15 protein-coding genes are annotated in these 17,492 nt (G+C 41.3%); 11 read left to right on the forward strand and 4 right to left on the reverse strand.

The window, feature by feature from the left end; all coding sequences use genetic code 11:
- The first annotated feature begins 49 nt into the window (after nt 1-49).
- The gene (locus AABI99_RS04645; RefSeq protein WP_338363865.1) at nt 50-2,308 is read left to right on the forward strand and encodes an EAL domain-containing protein; all 2,259 of its coding nucleotides are present in this window, start codon (nt 50-52) and stop codon (nt 2,306-2,308) included.
- 261 nt (nt 2,309-2,569) lie between these two features.
- Here the strand turns inward: AABI99_RS04645 and yeiP are convergent, their stop codons facing one another.
- A complete protein-coding gene (gene yeiP / locus AABI99_RS04650; RefSeq protein ID WP_338363867.1) occupies nt 2,570-3,142 on the reverse strand; it encodes an elongation factor P-like protein YeiP in 573 nt (190 codons plus the stop codon).
- 194 nt (nt 3,143-3,336) lie between these two features.
- Between yeiP and AABI99_RS04655 the strand changes: the two genes are divergently transcribed.
- Nucleotides 3,337-3,723, forward strand: a complete 387-nt coding sequence (locus AABI99_RS04655) for an MmcQ/YjbR family DNA-binding protein (RefSeq protein ID WP_338363869.1) — start codon at nt 3,337-3,339, stop codon at nt 3,721-3,723.
- 37 nt (nt 3,724-3,760) lie between these two features.
- On the opposite strand, the gene AABI99_RS04660 is transcribed toward AABI99_RS04655, so the two are convergent.
- The 3 genes from AABI99_RS04660 to fadI form a co-directional block, all read right to left on the reverse strand.
- Nucleotides 3,761-4,270, reverse strand: coding sequence for a GNAT family N-acetyltransferase (locus AABI99_RS04660; RefSeq protein WP_338363871.1), 510 nt, complete (start codon nt 4,268-4,270; stop codon nt 3,761-3,763).
- A gap of 108 nt (nt 4,271-4,378) precedes the next feature.
- A complete protein-coding gene (gene fadJ / locus AABI99_RS04665) occupies nt 4,379-6,601 on the reverse strand; it encodes a fatty acid oxidation complex subunit alpha FadJ (protein WP_338363873.1) in 2,223 nt (740 codons plus the stop codon).
- On the reverse strand, nt 6,601-7,911 hold the full coding sequence (gene fadI / locus AABI99_RS04670) for an acetyl-CoA C-acyltransferase FadI (RefSeq protein WP_286246520.1): 1,311 nt from the start codon (nt 7,909-7,911) through the stop codon (nt 6,601-6,603). Before fadI ends, fadJ begins: the two co-directional genes overlap by 1 nt.
- A 330-nt stretch (nt 7,912-8,241) precedes the next feature.
- Between fadI and AABI99_RS04675 the strand changes: the two genes are divergently transcribed.
- The 9 genes from AABI99_RS04675 to AABI99_RS04715 form a co-directional block, all read left to right on the forward strand.
- Nucleotides 8,242-9,198, forward strand: a complete 957-nt coding sequence (locus AABI99_RS04675) for a MoxR family ATPase (protein WP_029773481.1) — start codon at nt 8,242-8,244, stop codon at nt 9,196-9,198.
- 3 nt (nt 9,199-9,201) lie between these two features.
- Nucleotides 9,202-10,146 carry a DUF58 domain-containing protein gene (locus AABI99_RS04680; RefSeq protein WP_338363883.1) on the forward strand — a complete coding sequence of 315 codons (945 nt, stop codon included), beginning with the start codon at nt 9,202-9,204 and terminating at the stop codon, nt 10,144-10,146.
- A 2-nt stretch (nt 10,147-10,148) separates the two neighbouring features.
- The gene (locus AABI99_RS04685) at nt 10,149-10,583 is read left to right on the forward strand and encodes a DUF4381 domain-containing protein (protein WP_338363885.1); all 435 of its coding nucleotides are present in this window, start codon (nt 10,149-10,151) and stop codon (nt 10,581-10,583) included.
- Nucleotides 10,576-11,562 carry a VWA domain-containing protein gene (locus AABI99_RS04690; RefSeq protein ID WP_338363886.1) on the forward strand — a complete coding sequence of 329 codons (987 nt, stop codon included), beginning with the start codon at nt 10,576-10,578 and terminating at the stop codon, nt 11,560-11,562. The genes AABI99_RS04685 and AABI99_RS04690 overlap by 8 nt, the downstream gene beginning before the upstream one ends.
- Entirely contained in the window at nt 11,562-13,463 is a 1,902-nt protein-coding gene (locus AABI99_RS04695; protein ID WP_338363888.1) for a VWA domain-containing protein, read from the forward strand. Before AABI99_RS04690 ends, AABI99_RS04695 begins: the two co-directional genes overlap by 1 nt.
- Nucleotides 13,457-15,121: a BatD family protein gene (locus tag AABI99_RS04700; RefSeq protein ID WP_338363890.1), complete on the forward strand. Its 1,665-nt coding sequence runs from the start codon at nt 13,457-13,459 to the stop codon at nt 15,119-15,121. The genes AABI99_RS04695 and AABI99_RS04700 overlap by 7 nt, the downstream gene beginning before the upstream one ends.
- Nucleotides 15,122-15,184: 63 nt before the next feature.
- Nucleotides 15,185-15,742 (forward strand): sigma-70 family RNA polymerase sigma factor, encoded by a 558-nt coding sequence (locus tag AABI99_RS04705; RefSeq protein ID WP_338363892.1) that lies wholly within the window; start codon nt 15,185-15,187, stop codon nt 15,740-15,742.
- Complete coding sequence (locus tag AABI99_RS04710; RefSeq protein ID WP_338363894.1) at nt 15,742-16,494, forward strand: DUF3379 family protein; 753 nt, start codon at nt 15,742-15,744, stop codon at nt 16,492-16,494. Before AABI99_RS04705 ends, AABI99_RS04710 begins: the two co-directional genes overlap by 1 nt.
- Nucleotides 16,495-16,658: 164 nt before the next feature.
- Nucleotides 16,659-17,492: Tim44-like domain-containing protein (locus AABI99_RS04715; RefSeq protein ID WP_338363896.1), on the forward strand; the 834-nt coding region annotated here is incomplete at its 3' end.

Genomic DNA, 17,492 nt, shown 5'->3' on the forward strand with positions numbered 1-17,492 from the left:
AGTGGCTTAATTTAAATTATCGTTTGTTAATGAGCAGTAATAAAAACAAATGATAAAAATAACAACAATAAAATGTGTGGTTTTCTTGTCTTTACTGAGTCTTTTACCTCAAGCAGTTGCTTTCGATCATGCCTTTAATATAAACACCAATACTGTTTTAATTGTTGCCAGCACCTTACTTGCGCTGGCTTTGCCCTACCTATTATTTGTAATTTATAAATTGAAGCGCTCTCGGCTACAGCACAGCCTCTCAGAAAAACGTTTAAAAAGTACCGTAGAAGGCAGTGGCGACACGTTATGGGACTGGAATGTAAAAACGGGTCAAGTTATTCGTATTAACGATAAATACATGATGGACTCAACAACTTTAATGGGGTTTCCGCCTAACAAAAGCTTGATCCATCCTCACGATATTGCTGCTGTCGAGCATTTGCTAAAAGAGCACTTTGCTCAAAAATCTGCTTTTTTTGAAGCGACCTACCGTATTAAAGACACCTTTGGCCATTGGCATTGGGTGTTAGACCGCGGAAAAATAATAGAAAAAGATGCAAACTTAGCACCACTGAGAATGACCGGCACCGTTCGCGATATTTCAGTGTTAAAATCAACACAAGAGCGCCTTAATTTATTTGCTAAGTGCGTAGAATCACTCACTGATGCACTTGCTATATACGATAAAAACTTCAACTTAGTTGATGTAAATCCCAGTTTTTTAACCCTTTTTGGTGGCGTCAGAGAGCAATACCTCAAAAAGCCTTTTAACTTACCTGGTTACGATAAAAGCTATATTGAAAACATTAAAAATATAGTGCAAGAGCGCGAGCGAATTCAACAAGAGGTAAAACTGCGCAATAGTGAGCGAGTATTACTGCCAATAGAAATTTCGATTGATGAAATAAAGAACGATCAAAACCAAATAACAAACTATGTAGTTGTTTATTCAGATTTAACCGAACGTAAAAATGCACAATCGCAACTGCATAATTTATCAAATAGAGACCGTACTACCAGTTTACCAAACAGAAATTTATTTTTTACCGATCTTCATAAGCTAGTAAAACAAAATACCCACCATGCCCTTTTGGTATTTGATTTAGATAACTTTAAAAAGATTAATGATTCATTAGGCCACCAGCTAGGCGATAGCTTGTTAGCTAAACTAGCGATGCGGTTAAATAAGTTAACCCGCGAGAATGATGTTTTTTACCGTTTAGGCGGCGATGAGTTTGCCTTAGTTATGGCAGATACTAATGATATACATGTTATTACTCGCATGGCAAAGCAGTTTTTAGCTGCAATTGCTACCCCTTTTAAAATGGCAGGCCATGAGTTGGCTATTACCTCAAGCATAGGCATTGTACTATTTCCTGAAGATGGCAGTACACCAGAGCTGCTATTAAAAAACGCTGATACTGCAATGTATCACGCCAAAAAGAAAGGCAATAGCTACCTGTTCTTTAATGACACCATGAACCGCCAAGCGGTTAAACGCTTACAAATAGAAAACCTAATGCGCTTTGGCTTAAAAGAAAATCATTTTGAAGTGTATTACCAGCCCAAAATGAATATTCGTACCGGTAAACTTACCGGCATGGAAGCGTTAGTACGCTTTATAACACCAAAAAAGGGCGTCATCAGCCCTGGCGTATTTATACCTATTGCTGAAGAAACTGGGCAAATAATTGAAATTGGCGAAGTTGTTTTAAACAAAGCGTGTCGCGATGTAAAACAATGGTTGGATGAAGGGCTATTTAGTGGCCGTGTTGCAGTCAACCTATCGGCCAAACAATTTAGCTTGCCAGACTTAACGACCCGTATTGACGTAATTTTGCAAAAAAACGAGCTGCCCTCTTACTTTTTAGAGCTAGAAATTACCGAAGGCACGGTAATGGACGATCCACAAGAAGCCATTGCAATTATGCGCTCGCTAAGTGCCCGTGGTATTCATCTTGCCATGGACGACTTTGGTACAGGTTATTCTTCATTAGCGTATTTAAAGCAATTTCCACTGAATACCTTAAAAGTAGATAAAGCATTTATTGATGATATGAAAACCGAGCGTGGCCGCAATATGGTCGACTCTATTGTGACGATTGCGCACAATCTAGATTTACATGTGGTTGCAGAAGGCGTTGAGCAAGCAAGCCAAATTGACCTACTTAAAACGCTCAATTGTGAAACCGTGCAAGGCTACTTTTATTCAAAACCGCTTTCAAAAGATGAATTTACAGCCTTTTTAAAACAGCAACAAAGTAACTCTGCACCAAGCCTTATTAGCGAAAACAAATACTTAGCGCAAATAAGATAATGACATGGGGCAAATACACAAATTGGCTTCTACATTGTGTAGGCAAGCACCTGTGTACGGAAAGCAAACATCTTCTCCATTAAACTCAAAGCAAAGCTACGTATTTTAGGGCAAATAGACCCGTTTAATAAGATGAATTAGTAGCGGGTCTAGCTATCAGCTTATATAAATTAAGTATTGATATAGGTTGTGATTACTTAGTTTATAAAATTTTGGCATAAAAAAAGCCGGCATAATGCCAGCTTTATCATATAGCTTGGGCTACTTTTCAGCGCGGCCCATAAATTTGTGCTCAGCCGTATTAATACGGACACGGTCGCCCGTAGAGATATGCTCAGGCACCGAAATAGTTAAACCCGTGCTCAGACGTGCAGGTTTAGAGCGTGCACTCGCAGAAGCACCTTTGATTGAAGGGTCAGTCTCTTCAACAACCAACTCTACGCTCGATGGCAAATCTAAACCTACAGGCGAGCCATCAATCACAATAACGTGTACACCTTGTGTTTCTTCGTTAACGAATTGAATTTCTTCTGCTATTGCCTCTTTATTTAAGTTATACGGCGTGTAGTCTTCATTATCCATAAACACGTATTCATCGCCATCAATGTACGAAAGCATTGCTTCGCGGCGGGTTAAATCAGCGAGGGTTAGCATGTCGCTGTCTTTGAATGTTTCGTCTACCTTTGCACCTGTTACTACATCGTATAAACGCATACGGTACAAACTGCCGCCTGCACGGCCTTGTGGTACTGAGCGTACAATATCTTTAACTACCAACACACGATTATTAAACTCAATCGCGGTTCCTTTTTTAACGTCACTCGCCTTTGGCATGGGGTTTTCCTATTATTTTTTTGATTGCCAGAAACATACCACGAACTGGGTATTGTTCAACTAAAAATACGCAACTATTGCGCCTACACCTTGTATTAACTTGCAAATTTTTAATTTAAATTTAAAAAGCTATAATCAAATCATAAAAAAACTGCTATTGTATTTCTACCGAGTATGACTTCAAGGATTGGATCATGGACCAAAAAACAGTACATGAGTATTTAGTAAAGAAGCCTTTGGTGCGAGTGACTAAACCATTTGCACAAGAGGTTGATGTTTATAAAGTAAATCATAAAATGTTTGCCACCCTTGCCTTAGGTAATGATGGTGACGTTAATGATGATGGAGATCCTATTTGGTGGCTTAATTTGAAGTGTGACCCTGATGAAGCACTTGAATTAAGAGATATTTTCCCCGCAGTGATCCCAGGCTACCATATGAACAAGCGGCTTTGGAATACGGTTATTTTAGATGGCTCTATTCCACAAGGCGAGATTGAAAGAATGATCGATAATTCTTTTAAATTAGTTGTTGAGAATATGCCTGAGAAAGATCGCAAGGCTATTGAAGCCCATCTATAAAGGTCACCATCATGGGCTAGCTTGCTAGCCCTATTTGCTACAACTTTAATGTGTATATCAAATCATCATAACGTGTATTATTAATAGTATGCGCTTGCTTATTAATGCCCGTTAACGTTAGTCCACACTTTTGTAATACTTTTTCAGAGCCTATATTTCCCTTTGTAACCACAGCTTTAAACTGTGTTATACCGCATTGTTGCCATGCCCACTCAATCACGGCACGTAGCGACTCACTAGCAAAGCCTTGATTAAAAAACGCGGGTAAAAACAAATAACCTAGCTCAGCTTGCCCAAGCTCATGCGTAAACCCCGTAACACCCATGGGCTCGTTTGAATGCTTATCAAATACTACAAGGCAAAGTGGGTGAGTTGAAGTGCTATCCCCGTTTTTTAAACGTTGTTCAAAGCGGCTGCGTACAAACGCTTCGCTGGGCATATCGTAGCAATAACGGATCACGGTTGCATTTTGATGCAGCTGCAAAAATAATGGCCAATCACTGCTTTGAAGTGGACGCATTGCCAATCGTGCTGTAAACAACTGCATAATGGTTTACCTCTTACTTGCTCATAGTTACGCTAACATATTTTGTCTATACGCAGCTAGCAGGCATAAAAAAACCGCATATAAATGCGGTTTTTATAAAAGCAGCTGTTAAGAATCTTGTTTGGAAGACTCTACTTCGCTTTCTTCATTTTGCTTATCAGACGGTTCAGCGTGTTTTACTTGCTCTTCGATAGCCGCAGTGCTTGGCTCATCAGTGGCTGTTTTCACATTGTAAAATGTAGCGCCTGAATTTGCCATTGCGACTAACGTATCGCACGGAGTAAAGTTCGCATTGCTGTTAGCTAAAGTAGACATTTCAGAGCTTACTTTACTTGCGCCAAGTTTATCCATGTAGCTAAACGGTCCACCTAAAAATGGTGGGAAGCCAATACCAAATATAGCGCCAATGTCGCCATCACGTGGGCTTGCAATAATGCCATCGTTTAAACAACGTACGGCTTCATTAAGCATTTGAGATACACAACGCTTAGCGATTTCGCTTTTATTTAAACGCGGAGCAGGTGTCACACCTAATAGCTCATAGACAGACTCGTCAACTTTCTTGCTCTTTTTATCGTACTCATAAAAACCACGACCCGTTTTACGGCCTAAACGTTTTGAATCAATCATACGAGAAAATGCATCTGGCGCTTTAAATCGCTCGCCTAATTCTTTTTCAAGAATCGGGGCAATTTTAGAGCCTATGTCAATTCCTACTTCGTCAAGTAAAGCAAGTGGCCCCACTGGGAAACCAAACTCTACAAGCGCTGCATCTATTTTTTCAATTGGCTCACCAGCAAGCATTAAGTTAGCTGCTTCATTTACATAAGGCGCTAAAATACGATTTACGTAAAAACCAGCCATGTCTTTTACTACAATTGGCGTTTTACCTTGCTTGCGTGCAAAATTAACTACGCGCGCAATAGTCTCTTGTGACGTGCCTTCATGCGGTATAATTTCCACTAGTGGCATTTTTTCAACTGGCGAGAAGTAATGTAAACCAATCACGTTTTCAGGGCGCTGTGCCTGTGCTGCAATTTGTGAAATAGGCAGTGATGATGTGTTACTTGCAAAAATAGTATTGCTTTGGCACTGCTGCTCTATATCAGCAACCATACCTTGCTTTAAGGCTAGGTCTTCAAATACAGCTTCTACTACTAGATCAATGTGTTTAAAGCCGCTGTAGTCAGTAGTACCGGTAATACGGTTCATGGTTAACTGCATATCAGCTTTAGACATAATACGGCGCTTAAGGCGCTTGTCTAAAATTTTGTAGGTGTAGTTCATGGCATTACTAATGCCCTGCTCTGCTACATCTTTAATACGCACAGGTACTTTGGCTTTTACTGCGCTTACATGCGCAATACCCGCGCCCATTAAGCCACCACCTAATACGGCTGTTTTACTAATAGCCGGCGCATCATCGTTGCGCCACTCTTTTTTCATTTCAGTGGTTGCAAAGAAAATACTACGAAGTGCTTTAGATTCATCACTCATTACAAGTGTTGCAAAGCCTTCTGCTTCTGTTTTATATGCTTTTAATTTATCAAGCTCTACACTTGCACGCACAGCTTTAATAATGGCAAGCGGTGCTGGATAATGTCCGCCGGTTTTTTTAAGGACGTTTTCTTTCGCCTTTTTAAAAATAAAGTTACGCCCAAACGGATTTGACTCTAATAACTTGCTTACTTTATCAAGCTTTGGCTCTTTATCTGTTGGCTTTTTCTTGGCGGCAAATTCTTTAGCGACTTTTAGCAATACGCTTTGTGGTACTACATCATCTAATACGCCCGCTTTTTTAGCTTGCTTAGGGCGAATTTGCTTACCAGTTAGCATCCACTCTAGTGCTTTTTGTATACCAACAATTTTAGTTAGACGCTGCGTACCGCCACCGCCTGGTAACAAGCCAAGTTGTACTTCAGGCAGGCCTACTTTAGTAATATCGCTGTCAGTGCCCACACGGTAATCACAGGCTAAAGCAAACTCTAAACCACCACCAAGCGCCGCACCATGAATTGCGCTAACCGTTGTGTAAGGTAGCTTTGTCATATCAAAAAAGGCTTGATGACACAGCTCACTGATTGCTAATGCATCTTCACGCTTTTGCACACTATCAAGCATTTTTACATCAGCACCCGCGATAAAGTTATCGCTTTTACCGCTTATAAATACCATCCCCTTTACTGACTCTTGCTTTGCTTGTTCAAGCAAAGCTTTTAAGTCATCAGCGAATGAGTCGCGCAGGGTGTTCATTTTTTCACCCGGCACATCAATGGTTACTACGGCAATTTTGTTTTCATCTACCGTTAAATTAAATACTGAATCTGTCATTACGCGCTCTCCAATACAAAGGCTGCACCTAAACCACCAGCAGCACACGCTGTTGTTAATGCTAAACCGCCACCACGACGTTTAAGCTCGTGTAAGCTTTGCGTAATTAAGCGAGCACCCGTTGCTGCAAATGGGTGACCATATGCCAGTGAGCCGCCGTTAACGTTAAACTTATCCATGTTAATTTCGCCAATTGCTTTGCTACGACCAAGTTTTTCTTGCGCAAATTTATCTGATGCAAACATTTTCATATTCGCCAGCGCTTGTGCTGCAAAGGCTTCGTGCATTTCAATTAAATCTAAATCAGCAAGCGTAATGCCTGCCCTATCAAGTGCGATAGGCGTTGAATGTGCAGGGCCCATTAGCATGTCTTGTTCTACACCAATTGCCGAAAACGCAAAACTGCGTACATAACCTAAAATTTCGTAGCCTAGTGCTTTTGCTTTGCTTTCGCTCATCATCAATACCGCTGCTGCACCATCGGTTAGTGGTGTTGCATTTGCTGCGGTAACCGAGCCATGTTGGCGATCAAATACCGGTTTAAGCTTAGCGTAGCCCTCAACAGTAGAGTTTTTACGAATGTTATTATCTTCTTCAATAAAGCTTTTGTATGGCGGTAAGTGTGCCGTCATTACTTCGTCTTTTAACTTGCCGTCGGCCCATGCTTGGGTTGCGAGTGAATGCGAGCGATGCGCCAATGCATCTTGATCTTCACGGCTTATGTTATGTGTTTTAGCCATTTGCTCAGCAGTTTGCCCCATAGAAAGGCCTGTCGAGTACTCAGCAACCGCAGGCGGTACGGGTAGTAAATCTTTTAAGCGCAGTTTTGAGAATATTTGTAAACGCTGGCCTAGGGTACGTGCTTTGTTTAAATCAACTAAGCTGCCTGCCAATTTTTTACTTACACCTATTGGTAACACTGAAGATGAGTCGGCGCCACCGGCAATACCTACATTTACAGAGCCTGCCATAATAGACTCCGCTACATTAGCAATGGCCTGAAAGCTGGTAGCACACGCACGTGATACAGAATACGCGTCTACGCCAACTGGCATACCCGTGCCCAATACAATTTCACGTGCAATATTTGGCGCTTCTGGCATTTGCACTACTTGACCAAATACAAGTTGATCGATTTCTGACTTGTCGAAATTTAATCGTTCAAGCATTTCGTTAACCACCAGCTTACCCATATCAAGGGCCGGTACATGGTGAAACGCGGTTGCTTGTTTTGCAAAAGGTGTACGTAAGCCGCTTACAATGGCAATACGGTCGCCTTTTGGTGTTTTTAGTATGTTTTGCTCAGACATTTATGCTCTCCCGCTGACAGGTCTGACCTGTTTGTTTTCCTCGATTCTAAACAACCCGTGTGCTAATGCCAATAGATAAACACAAATTTATACAAAAGCACTAAAGGCTTAACCTTTAAATAATGCTTAATAGTGGTTATCACAATAGGCTTTTTTGCGCGTTTTTACAAAGTTTTGTGGTACGCTAAAAACCGTTAAAAAATAACGAACTATTTTTAAAAATACAGTCTAACTCTTGAGTTACTCACTTATAAACCTTATAACTAGGTCAGTATTAATCACCTAAAATAAATTAGGTACAAATCCAGCTGACGAGGAAGTCTATTTAATATGGCAGCTAACGCATTCAAACAATTAAAAACGTACTTAGATACACAAATTATTGGCCAGCCAGAGCTCACTCAAGCACTCCTTATTGCCATTTTAGCTGATGGCCACTTATTGGTAGAAGGCCCGCCTGGGCTTGCAAAAACACGTGCTGTTAACGCCCTTGCTAAAGGCATTGAAGGCTCGTTTCAACGCGTACAATTTACGCCTGATTTATTACCTGCTGATGTAACTGGCACCGATATTTACCGCCAACAAACTAGCGAATTTGTGTTTGAAAAAGGCCCTCTTTTTCATAACCTTATTTTAGCCGACGAAATTAACCGTGCTCCAGCAAAAGTACAATCTGCGCTACTAGAAGCCATGGCGGAGCGCCAAGTAACGGTTGGTAAAAATACCTACCCGCTGAGCGATTTATTTATGGTAATGGCAACCCAAAATCCGCTCGAGCAAGAAGGGACTTACCCACTACCAGAGGCACAACTTGACCGATTTTTATTACATTTAAGCATTGATTACCCAGGTGCAGAGCACGAGCTCGATATACTTCGCTTAACCCGTGGTGAAGCGCTTAATGAACACCAAGCTGTTATGCAGCAAATTACTCAAAGCGATTTATTTGCCGCTCGCCAAGCTATTTTAGGGTTGTATTTAGCCGAGCCACTTGAGCAATATTTAGTACAGCTTATTATCGCCACTCGTGAGGGCGCTAAATTTGATGAGCAACTTGGCCGCTGGATTGAGTTTGGCGCAAGCCCACGTGCCACCATTGCACTTGATAAATGTGCCCGTGCCCACGCTTGGTTACATGGCCGTGATTTTGTAGCCCCCGATGACATTCAAGCCGTTGTGCATAACGTACTGCGCCACCGTATTATTTTAAGCTACGAAGCACAGGCTGATGGCATTACTAAAGATCAGGTTATAAGCCGTATTGTTGAACTTGTAGCCGTACCCTAAGTTATGCAAACACAATTAGACTCAAAGGCGTGGCTAAAGCAAAGCCATAGCCACGGTGTAAATTTAGCGCTAAAAGAGCTTATGTATTACAAAGCAAAAGCGCAATTACTCGAGCTTGCACCAAAAGTTAAAATTAAAAACAGTTTAGCTGGGCAATACCTTGCGCCACACAAAGGCCGAGGCATGGAGTTTGCCGAAGTGCGCCATTATCAGCAAGGCGATGACATTCGCTCTATTGACTGGCGAGTAACAGCGCGTACCGGCGAAACCCACACAAAACTTTTTCAAGAAGAAAAAGAGCGCCCAGTTTTTGTATTTACTGATTTTTCAAACTCTATGCTATTTGGCTCAAAGTTGCTGCTTAAGTCGGTACAGGCTGCCCACATTAGTGCACTAGTTGCGTGGTCGGCGTGTCAACGCGGGGATAGAATTGGCGGCATTGTGTTTAACCAGCACTCGCATTTAGAGCTAAAGCCCAGCGCCCGAGAAAAAGCCGTTCTAAAACTTTGTCATAACCTGTGCGATAGCCACCAGCAAGCACTTAACAATATAGACAAGCAAGCCACCAATAACTTTAGCGATAATTTAAAACGCCTTAACCATTTAGCTAAACCTGGCAGCTTAGTGTATTTAGTCTCTGACTTTAATGCCCTTGATGATGCAAGCTTTAAACAATTAGAAATTTTAAGCCGCCACTGTGAGCTGATAGGCTGTCATATTAGTGATCCGTTTGAACATACGCTCCCTGCGTTTAAACAGGCAGTCACTGTCAATGCTAACGGCCAAGATTTTACGTTACCGCTGATGGATAAAAGCTTTAGAGCACGCTTTGCAAAAAACGCCGAACACGCATTTAGCACACGCCTAAATCGCTTAACTAAATCGGGACTTAATTTAATATCATTCAATGCAGCCAGCCCGCTTGAGCTGCAATTAGTGAGAAAATAACCATGCAAACCAATCCACTCGATGGCCTGCACGATATAATAGCGCCAAGCCAAGTTAGTTGGTGGCCACTCGCTCCTGCTTGGTGGGTTATTATTACCCTGTTGTTTATAGCACTGTGTGCAGCTGCTTTTTGCTTTTACAAAAATTATAAATTTAAAAAGCCTAAGCGCTACGCAATCGATTTAAGCCACACCGAGCAAAGCGCGCAAACACTTCATATTATTTTAAAGCGCCTAGTAATAGAGTATTACGATAAACGCCTAGCAACGCAATCAACAGCTAACTGGTGTAACACACTTAATACGTTAACCGGTTTAAGCTTTACCGAGCATGAGCTTTTAAGCCTGTATAATGCGCAGCACAGCAATGACGCGCTTAACGAAAAATTACGCCTAGGCATAAAACAATTTAAGCTAAAGGAGTCAGTACATGTTTGAATTTAGCTGGCCTTGGTTGTTTTTATTACTACCCCTGCCTTTATTACTTTTATTATTAAAACCGGCTGCAACTAGCGCACAAACACGCCTTCGCATTCCTAGCTTTGCCAAACACAACTTAACCACGCATAGCCTCGAACAAAGCGCACGTAAGTTAAATGTTTTTGAATGGATTTTATGGTTTTTACTGGTAACAGCGGCTGCAAACCCAACGTGGTTAGATGAGCCTATTTCATTACCTAATGAAGGACGCGATATAATGCTTGCGGTCGATTTATCTGGCTCAATGACCGAACAAGACATGGCTTACAACGGCCAATATGTTGACCGCCTCACTATGGTAAAGGCGGTATTGAGCGACTTTATAGAGCAGCGCCAAGGCGACAGGCTAGGCCTGATATTATTTGGCGACACCGCATTTTTACAAACGCCACTGACTCGCGACGTTAAAACCGTAAGTAAAATGCTCAGCGAATCTCAAATTGGCTTAGTTGGGCGTGCCACTGCTATTGGCGATGCGCTAGGTTTATCGGTAAAGCGTTTTGCAAACAAAGATAAAAGTAACCGTATTGTGGTGCTATTAACCGATGGCCAAAACACCGCGGGTAATTTAAAACCTGAAGATGCCCTACTCCTTGCCCGCGAGGAAGGCATAAAAGTATATACCATAGGTGTTGGCTCAGATAACCCCCGAGGATTTAGCCTATTTAATGTGGGCGGTATGAGTGGAGGCAGCTTAGATGAAAGCTTGTTAAAAGACATTGCTGATCAAACCGGAGGTTTATATTTTAGAGCCAAAGATGTAGCGGGCCTTCAGCAAATTTACGCAGAGCTTGATAAGTTAGAGCCAATTAGCGCAGATGAGCAAACATTTCGCCCGCAAAGCTCATTGTTTTACTACCCACTGCTTATTGCTATTTTACTCATTAGCTTAAGAGTAATGTTAAGCACCTTACGTGCATTAAAGGAGCCTAACTAATGGATTTCGAATTTATTCGCCCAGCTGTTTTGTGGCTTTTAATACCTGCACTTGCGTTGTTTTTTATAGCCTTTATTAAGCATAAAAAACAAAGCGCAGATAACCTAATAGCCCCTCATTTAGCACCGTTTATTATGAACGAGTCAAACACTAAAGCCAGCCAACCACTTTGGCTGGTCGCTGTATTTTGCTATTTAGCGATTATTTTTAGTGCAGGCCCTAGCTTTGAAGAAAAACAGGTGCCTGTATTTCAAAGTAAAAGTGCTCGTGTGATTGTAATGGATATGTCGTACTCGATGTACAGTACCGATATAGCACCAAATCGCTTAATGCAATCGCGCTTTAAAGCGCTCGATATGATTGAGCTGTTTAAAGAAGGCGACACCGCTTTAGTTGCCTATGCTGGAAGTGCCTATACCATATCTCCACTCACAAACGATGCCACTACGCTTACTAATTTAATTCCGAGTTTAAGCCCCGACATTATGCCCGACAAAGGCTCTAATGTTTTAGCTGGCCTCGATATGGCAAAAGAGCTTTTAACGCAAGCAGGCTACATTGATGGGGATATTATATTAGTTACCGATGGCATAGACCAAGAAGAACAAAGTGATATAACTAACTTTACCAGCGACGCCCCTTATCGACTCAATATTTATGGTATTGGCACAGAGCAAGGCGCACCAATTAAATTACCTGAAGGCGGTTTTTTAAAAGACAGCTACGGCCAAATAGTCATTCCCACCATTAACATAAGCCGCTTAAAAAGCTTAGCAACACGCAGTGGTGGAAAGTTTGCCCTTTACCAACCTAGCAGCAGTGACATAGCCACTTTTGCGCCAAGTGCCAATAGTGAGTTATTAAAAGATGAAAAACAAAGCCATGCCCTGTGGCGTATAGACGCAGGTATATATGGGTTACTTATTTTACTGCCCTTAGGCCTTTATTTATTTAGAAGTGCAGCATTTGTAGGTGCCTTTTTAGTACTCAGCGTTTTGCCAACACAGCAGGCAAGTGCATTAGAGCTCCCCTCTTTTTTAAAAAATACTGATCAGCAAGCGCTTGATGCTTATAAAAATAAAGACTTTGAGCAGGCCGCCAATGCCGACTCAAGCAGCTTAAAAGGGGCCGCGTTGTACCAACAAGGTAATTTTGATGCCGCACTAGAAGCCTTTAGTAAAGATAAATCAGCCGCTGGTTTTTATAACTACGCCAACGCGCTTGCCAAATCAGGGCAGCTTAAACAAGCCATAGATGCTTATAAACAAGCACAAACGCTACAACCTAACTTTAGTGAAGCCGCTGATAACCAAGCTTTGGTTGAGCAATTGCTCGAACAACAGCAACAGCAGCAAGAAGGTGATTCGCAAGAAAACCAGCAGCAATCTGATCAAAATGAGCAGCAAAACAATCAACAATCTGATCAAAGCCAGCAAGGTGAAAATAGCGATTCTCAATCAGAGCAGAATAAAGGCGAGCAATCGCAAGATCAGCAAGGTGAACCAAGTGATGAGTCTGACACTGAGCAAGACCAACAAAGTGCTGAGTCGGGGTCACAATCAGATAAACAAAATGAGCCAGAACTACAGACTCAGCCAGAGGCTAACCAAGAGCAAAAACAGCCTGAGCAAACAAACGAAGAACAGGCGCAAAATGCTCAGTCACAAGCAGCGCAGCAGCAAACGTTAACAGATGAGCAAAAGCAAAACGCCGAGCAACAAGCCGCGCAAGCACAAACGCGTGAACTCACCAACGAAGAGAAAGAAAAAGCGCAGCAGCTTAACCAGTTATTAAGAAAAGTACCGGACGATCCGGCAATTTTATTACGGAATAAAATGCAATTAGAAGCCCAAAAAAGACAATATCAACGCCGCCCTACAGGAGTAGAAAAATCATGGTAATGCGATTATTTTGCTGTTTTTTGCTATTAAGTACGATGCCATCATGGGCCGCCACCAAACTAGAGGCAAGTGTAGATAAAAACCCAGTACTTGCTGGTGAGTTTTTTATGCTTAATATTTCAGTTGATGACACAATAAAAAGCGAGCAACCCGACACCTCGGTATTACTTAAAGACTTTGTTGTTGGCCCAACAAGTTTAAGTACGCGCACCAACATTATAAACGGCAGTATTAATAAGCAAACAACCTGGTCTGTTAAATTAATGACGCGTAATGAAGGTGAATACACCATCCCTGCATTTAGCGTCGCCGGTTTAAGCTCGCAGCCAATAAAATTAAAAGTGGCTAAACGCGCTGCTGATGCCGATAAAAATAACGATATTTTTTTAAAAACATCAATCTCAAGTGACTCGTTATTTGTGCAAGAAGCCGGTGTATACACAATTAAACTTTACCTTGCAAAAGAGCTCCTTGATGGCAGTTTAAGTACGCCAACCATGGAGGATGCACAACTTACACAACTTGGTAAGCAAACAGAAAGTTATGAACTGGTTGATGGTAAGCGCTATTTAGTGATCACCCGAGAGTATTTACTACAGCCACAAAAAAGCGGCATTTACACCATCATGGGACCTACCTTTGAAGGCCGTGTTCAACAAAATTACCGTCAATTAGCAGTGTCGGCCTTAGGGGATGATCAGCAGCTTGAGATAAAACCAATTCCGGCAAACTATAAAGGCGCATGGCTACCAAGTGAGTTGGTAAATATTGATGAGCAATGGCAGCCTGATGAAAATACAGTGGAAGTAGGCACACCAATTACACGCACTATCACCTTAACCGCACTCGGAGTTACTAAAGAGCAACTGCCGGAAATTGATATGAAAACCATTGCGGGAATTCGCAGTTATCCTGACGAGGTAGAAACAAACAATGCCGTAAGAAACGGACGGGTTGTTTCTCAGCAAACAGCCTCATTTGCGTTATTACCACAAAAAGCAGGCACTTATACTCTGCCTGAAATAACACTGCCTTGGTATAACACCAAAATAAACCGCATAAGTTACGCCACATTGCCTGAGCGCACGATAACGGTTACACCAAGTGCCAATGCTGTAAATACAAGCGCTGTGCCAAATAATACATTTAACGTAGATGAAGCAAATACGCCTGCTACTAACGTAGCGAACACAGTAAAAATAGATGCAGCACAACCTGCACCGCAAGCTGCTACACCGCTTTGGTTAATTATTGTTGCTGTACTTGGCTATATTTTTTGGATAATTACTGCAATTTTTTTATGGTTAAGCCGTTCTAATAAAGATGAGCCAATAAATAACAATGGCTTTTTAAATAAAGCTCAGCCGCTTTCGTTAAGTGCGCTCAAAAATGCAGCTAAAACAAATAATCTCAATGCATTTTATAGCGAGCTAAATGAGATAGCGATTAAGCTTACGGACAAAAGAGTAGCTGCAATAGATTCGTTAATACACAGCACAAATAATGATGAACTAGCGACGCAAATTAACAATTTGCAGTCAGCTCTTTATGCTAATAGCAATGCAGATGTAAATCTTAATGCTATTATTAACTTAATTGAGCAAACGCGTGCTCAACGTAGTAAGTCGCAACAAGCTGTATTAAAAGACCTTTATTAGTAAATTTGATAAATTCAGGTCTTTGCATGCATTAAATGATAAATTTTAACTAAAAAAGTAATTATGCTTGGAAAGAAAAAATCAAATAATCAGGTCTTAGTCGATATGGCAGAGAAACAAAAGCGCTATGAAGCCTTAGTCCATGTTTACAGTAAGGAGCTTTACCGCTTTGCTTATTGGTTGTGTCGTGACCCCCATGTGGCTGATGATTTAGTACAAGAAACGTTTTTACGTGCTTGGCGCTCGCTTGATTCACTCTTAGATCAAAAAGCCGCTAAGTCTTGGCTACTCACTATTCTACGTAGAGAGAATGCCCGTCGCTTTGAACGTAAACAGTTTGACTACAGTGATGTAGAAAACGATACACTTGTTGATGAAACCAGTCACTCGTTAGATGATGAAATGGAGCAAACGGTCATACAACGCCAAATAGCGCTGCTATCTGACGAATACAGAGAACCATTACTTTTACAAGTTGTTATGGGGTGCTCTGGTGAAGAGATAGCCGAGATTCTCGATTTAAATAAAAACACGGTAATGACTCGTTTATACCGTGCTAGAAACCAACTTAAAGAGGCTTTAAGCCGTGATGATGAACAACTTAAAGGGGCATCAAAATAATGGATGAACTTGAGTTTCGTCGACGCACTATTGCGCAGCCAAACGATTTAGAAAAGGAGCTTTTAGAGTTTGCTAAAGAAAGCTCTGAGCGACAAAACTTTATAAGCGATATGAAAGACCTTGATAAACAAATTCAAAATGCGTTAGATGTACCTGTACCTGAAAATCTTACTGAGCGTATTCTTTTAAACACCTCGTTAAAAGAAAAAGCAATACAGGAAGAGCAAGCCACAGGAAAGAACGTTGTAGATGCACGCTCACGTTTTAAATTTGACCGTGTTCACTTAGCCCTTGCGGCATCTTTTTTTGTAGCCGTTGGTGCATTCTTTTTTAGCACAGAGCAACACATCGCCTATGAAGCAGGTGAGCATGCCCTAGCACACGTTTACCACGAAATTAGTGCATTAGAAAAAACCGATGCAATTAGCCTGCAAAGTGTCAACGATAAACTTTCATTACTTGGGGCTCACATAGAAGAGTTACCAGGTAAGATCACATACGCGATGTTTTGTGATTTTAAGGGAGAAAAAGGTCTTCATTTAATTTTTGAGTCAGATTTTGGCCCAATGACGGTCTTTATTGTTCCTTCTGAGAATAAATCGTTTGGCTTTGGTGAAGATGATTTTCAAGACGCACGTTTTGCAGGACATATTAATCGTGGCGATAGGGCTGATACCATTTTAGTCGCTAATACCGGCGCGCCGATTAACGTCTATAATGAGCGAGTTACCAATGCCATTCGCTGGCTGTAACCCTAATGTGATTTTTAAAAGCGCTGAGATAAGCGCTTTTTTTGTGCCTGTAAATCTATCTCACTGTTCACTTATCATTCGTTCACATTGATTTTGAGAGTAATTTATTAAGTTCTATAACAAAGTAAATTATAATTCCTGCTCGATTTAAATTAAGGAATTTCATGAAGAACTTCATCGTTATATTTTCATTACTAGCACTACTTTGTACTGCCAGTTTTGATGTACATGCACGTAAAAAATTTGGTAGTAGCAAACGCGGTAAAACCCCAACAACTCAACAAACCGCACAAAAGCAAAAAGCTGACACGACAACGCAAGCCCCCGCTGCAAAAGCTAAGTCTAACAAAAAAGGCATAATGGCTGGGGTACTAGGTGGGCTTTTAGCCGGTGGGTTAATTGCAGCCATGTTAGGTGATAATTTTGAAGGCTTTCAACTATTAGAAATGATTTTATTAGCTGGGGCTGCATTCATTATATTTAAGCTTGTTATGGGCTTTATACGCGCTAAACAAGCCCCACAGCTTGCTGGTGATAATATGGGACAAAATGCATTTAAACACGCATCATCTGAGCAGACTATCAATAACGGCTTTACACAGCAAAGCACGAGTACACAGCAAATACCTTTTAATTTACCACCCAATTTTGACGTTAATGGCTTTTTACAAGGTGCGCGAAATCATTATCATACACTTCAAACCGCATGGAATAATGCCGATTACGCAACAATGGCTGAATACCTAAGCCCAGAATTAGTACAAGAATTTAAAGCAGAGCGCGAAGCAATTGAAAGCGTAGACACTGAAGTGATGTTTATTGATGCTGAGCTTGTACGTGCTGATACAACACCGAGTACTTGGCAAGTGAGCGTTCGTTTTAAAGGTAAGTACCGCGACTTAAGCGATAAAAAAGAAGAGCCGATTTTAGAAATTTGGCACCTTGAGCGCTTAACAACGAATGATGCGCCATGGCTGATTGTTGGTGTTGAAGACTTA

It is taken from the genome of uncultured Pseudoalteromonas sp., assembly GCF_963922945.1.
Classification (GTDB): domain Bacteria; phylum Pseudomonadota; class Gammaproteobacteria; order Enterobacterales; family Alteromonadaceae; genus Pseudoalteromonas.

Coding starts and splice junctions, on each gene's coding strand:
- AABI99_RS04700 (WP_338363890.1), top strand. CDS start 13,457: ATGGTAATGCGATTATTTTGCTGTTTTTTGCTATTAAGTACGATGCCA.
- AABI99_RS04685 (WP_338363885.1), top strand. CDS start 10,149: ATGCAAACCAATCCACTCGATGGCCTGCACGATATAATAGCGCCAAGC.
- AABI99_RS04660 (WP_338363871.1), bottom strand. CDS start 4,270: ATGCAGTTGTTTACAGCACGATTGGCAATGCGTCCACTTCAAAGCAGT.
- AABI99_RS04690 (WP_338363886.1), top strand. CDS start 10,576: ATGTTTGAATTTAGCTGGCCTTGGTTGTTTTTATTACTACCCCTGCCT.
- fadI (WP_286246520.1), bottom strand. CDS start 7,911: ATGTCTGAGCAAAACATACTAAAAACACCAAAAGGCGACCGTATTGCC.
- AABI99_RS04645 (WP_338363865.1), top strand. CDS start 50: ATGATAAAAATAACAACAATAAAATGTGTGGTTTTCTTGTCTTTACTG.
- yeiP (WP_338363867.1), bottom strand. CDS start 3,142: ATGCCAAAGGCGAGTGACGTTAAAAAAGGAACCGCGATTGAGTTTAAT.
- AABI99_RS04655 (WP_338363869.1), top strand. CDS start 3,337: ATGGACCAAAAAACAGTACATGAGTATTTAGTAAAGAAGCCTTTGGTG.
- AABI99_RS04695 (WP_338363888.1), top strand. CDS start 11,562: ATGGATTTCGAATTTATTCGCCCAGCTGTTTTGTGGCTTTTAATACCT.
- fadJ (WP_338363873.1), bottom strand. CDS start 6,601: ATGACAGATTCAGTATTTAATTTAACGGTAGATGAAAACAAAATTGCC.
- AABI99_RS04680 (WP_338363883.1), top strand. CDS start 9,202: ATGCAAACACAATTAGACTCAAAGGCGTGGCTAAAGCAAAGCCATAGC.
- AABI99_RS04675 (WP_029773481.1), top strand. CDS start 8,242: ATGGCAGCTAACGCATTCAAACAATTAAAAACGTACTTAGATACACAA.
- AABI99_RS04705 (WP_338363892.1), top strand. CDS start 15,185: ATGCTTGGAAAGAAAAAATCAAATAATCAGGTCTTAGTCGATATGGCA.
- AABI99_RS04710 (WP_338363894.1), top strand. CDS start 15,742: ATGGATGAACTTGAGTTTCGTCGACGCACTATTGCGCAGCCAAACGAT.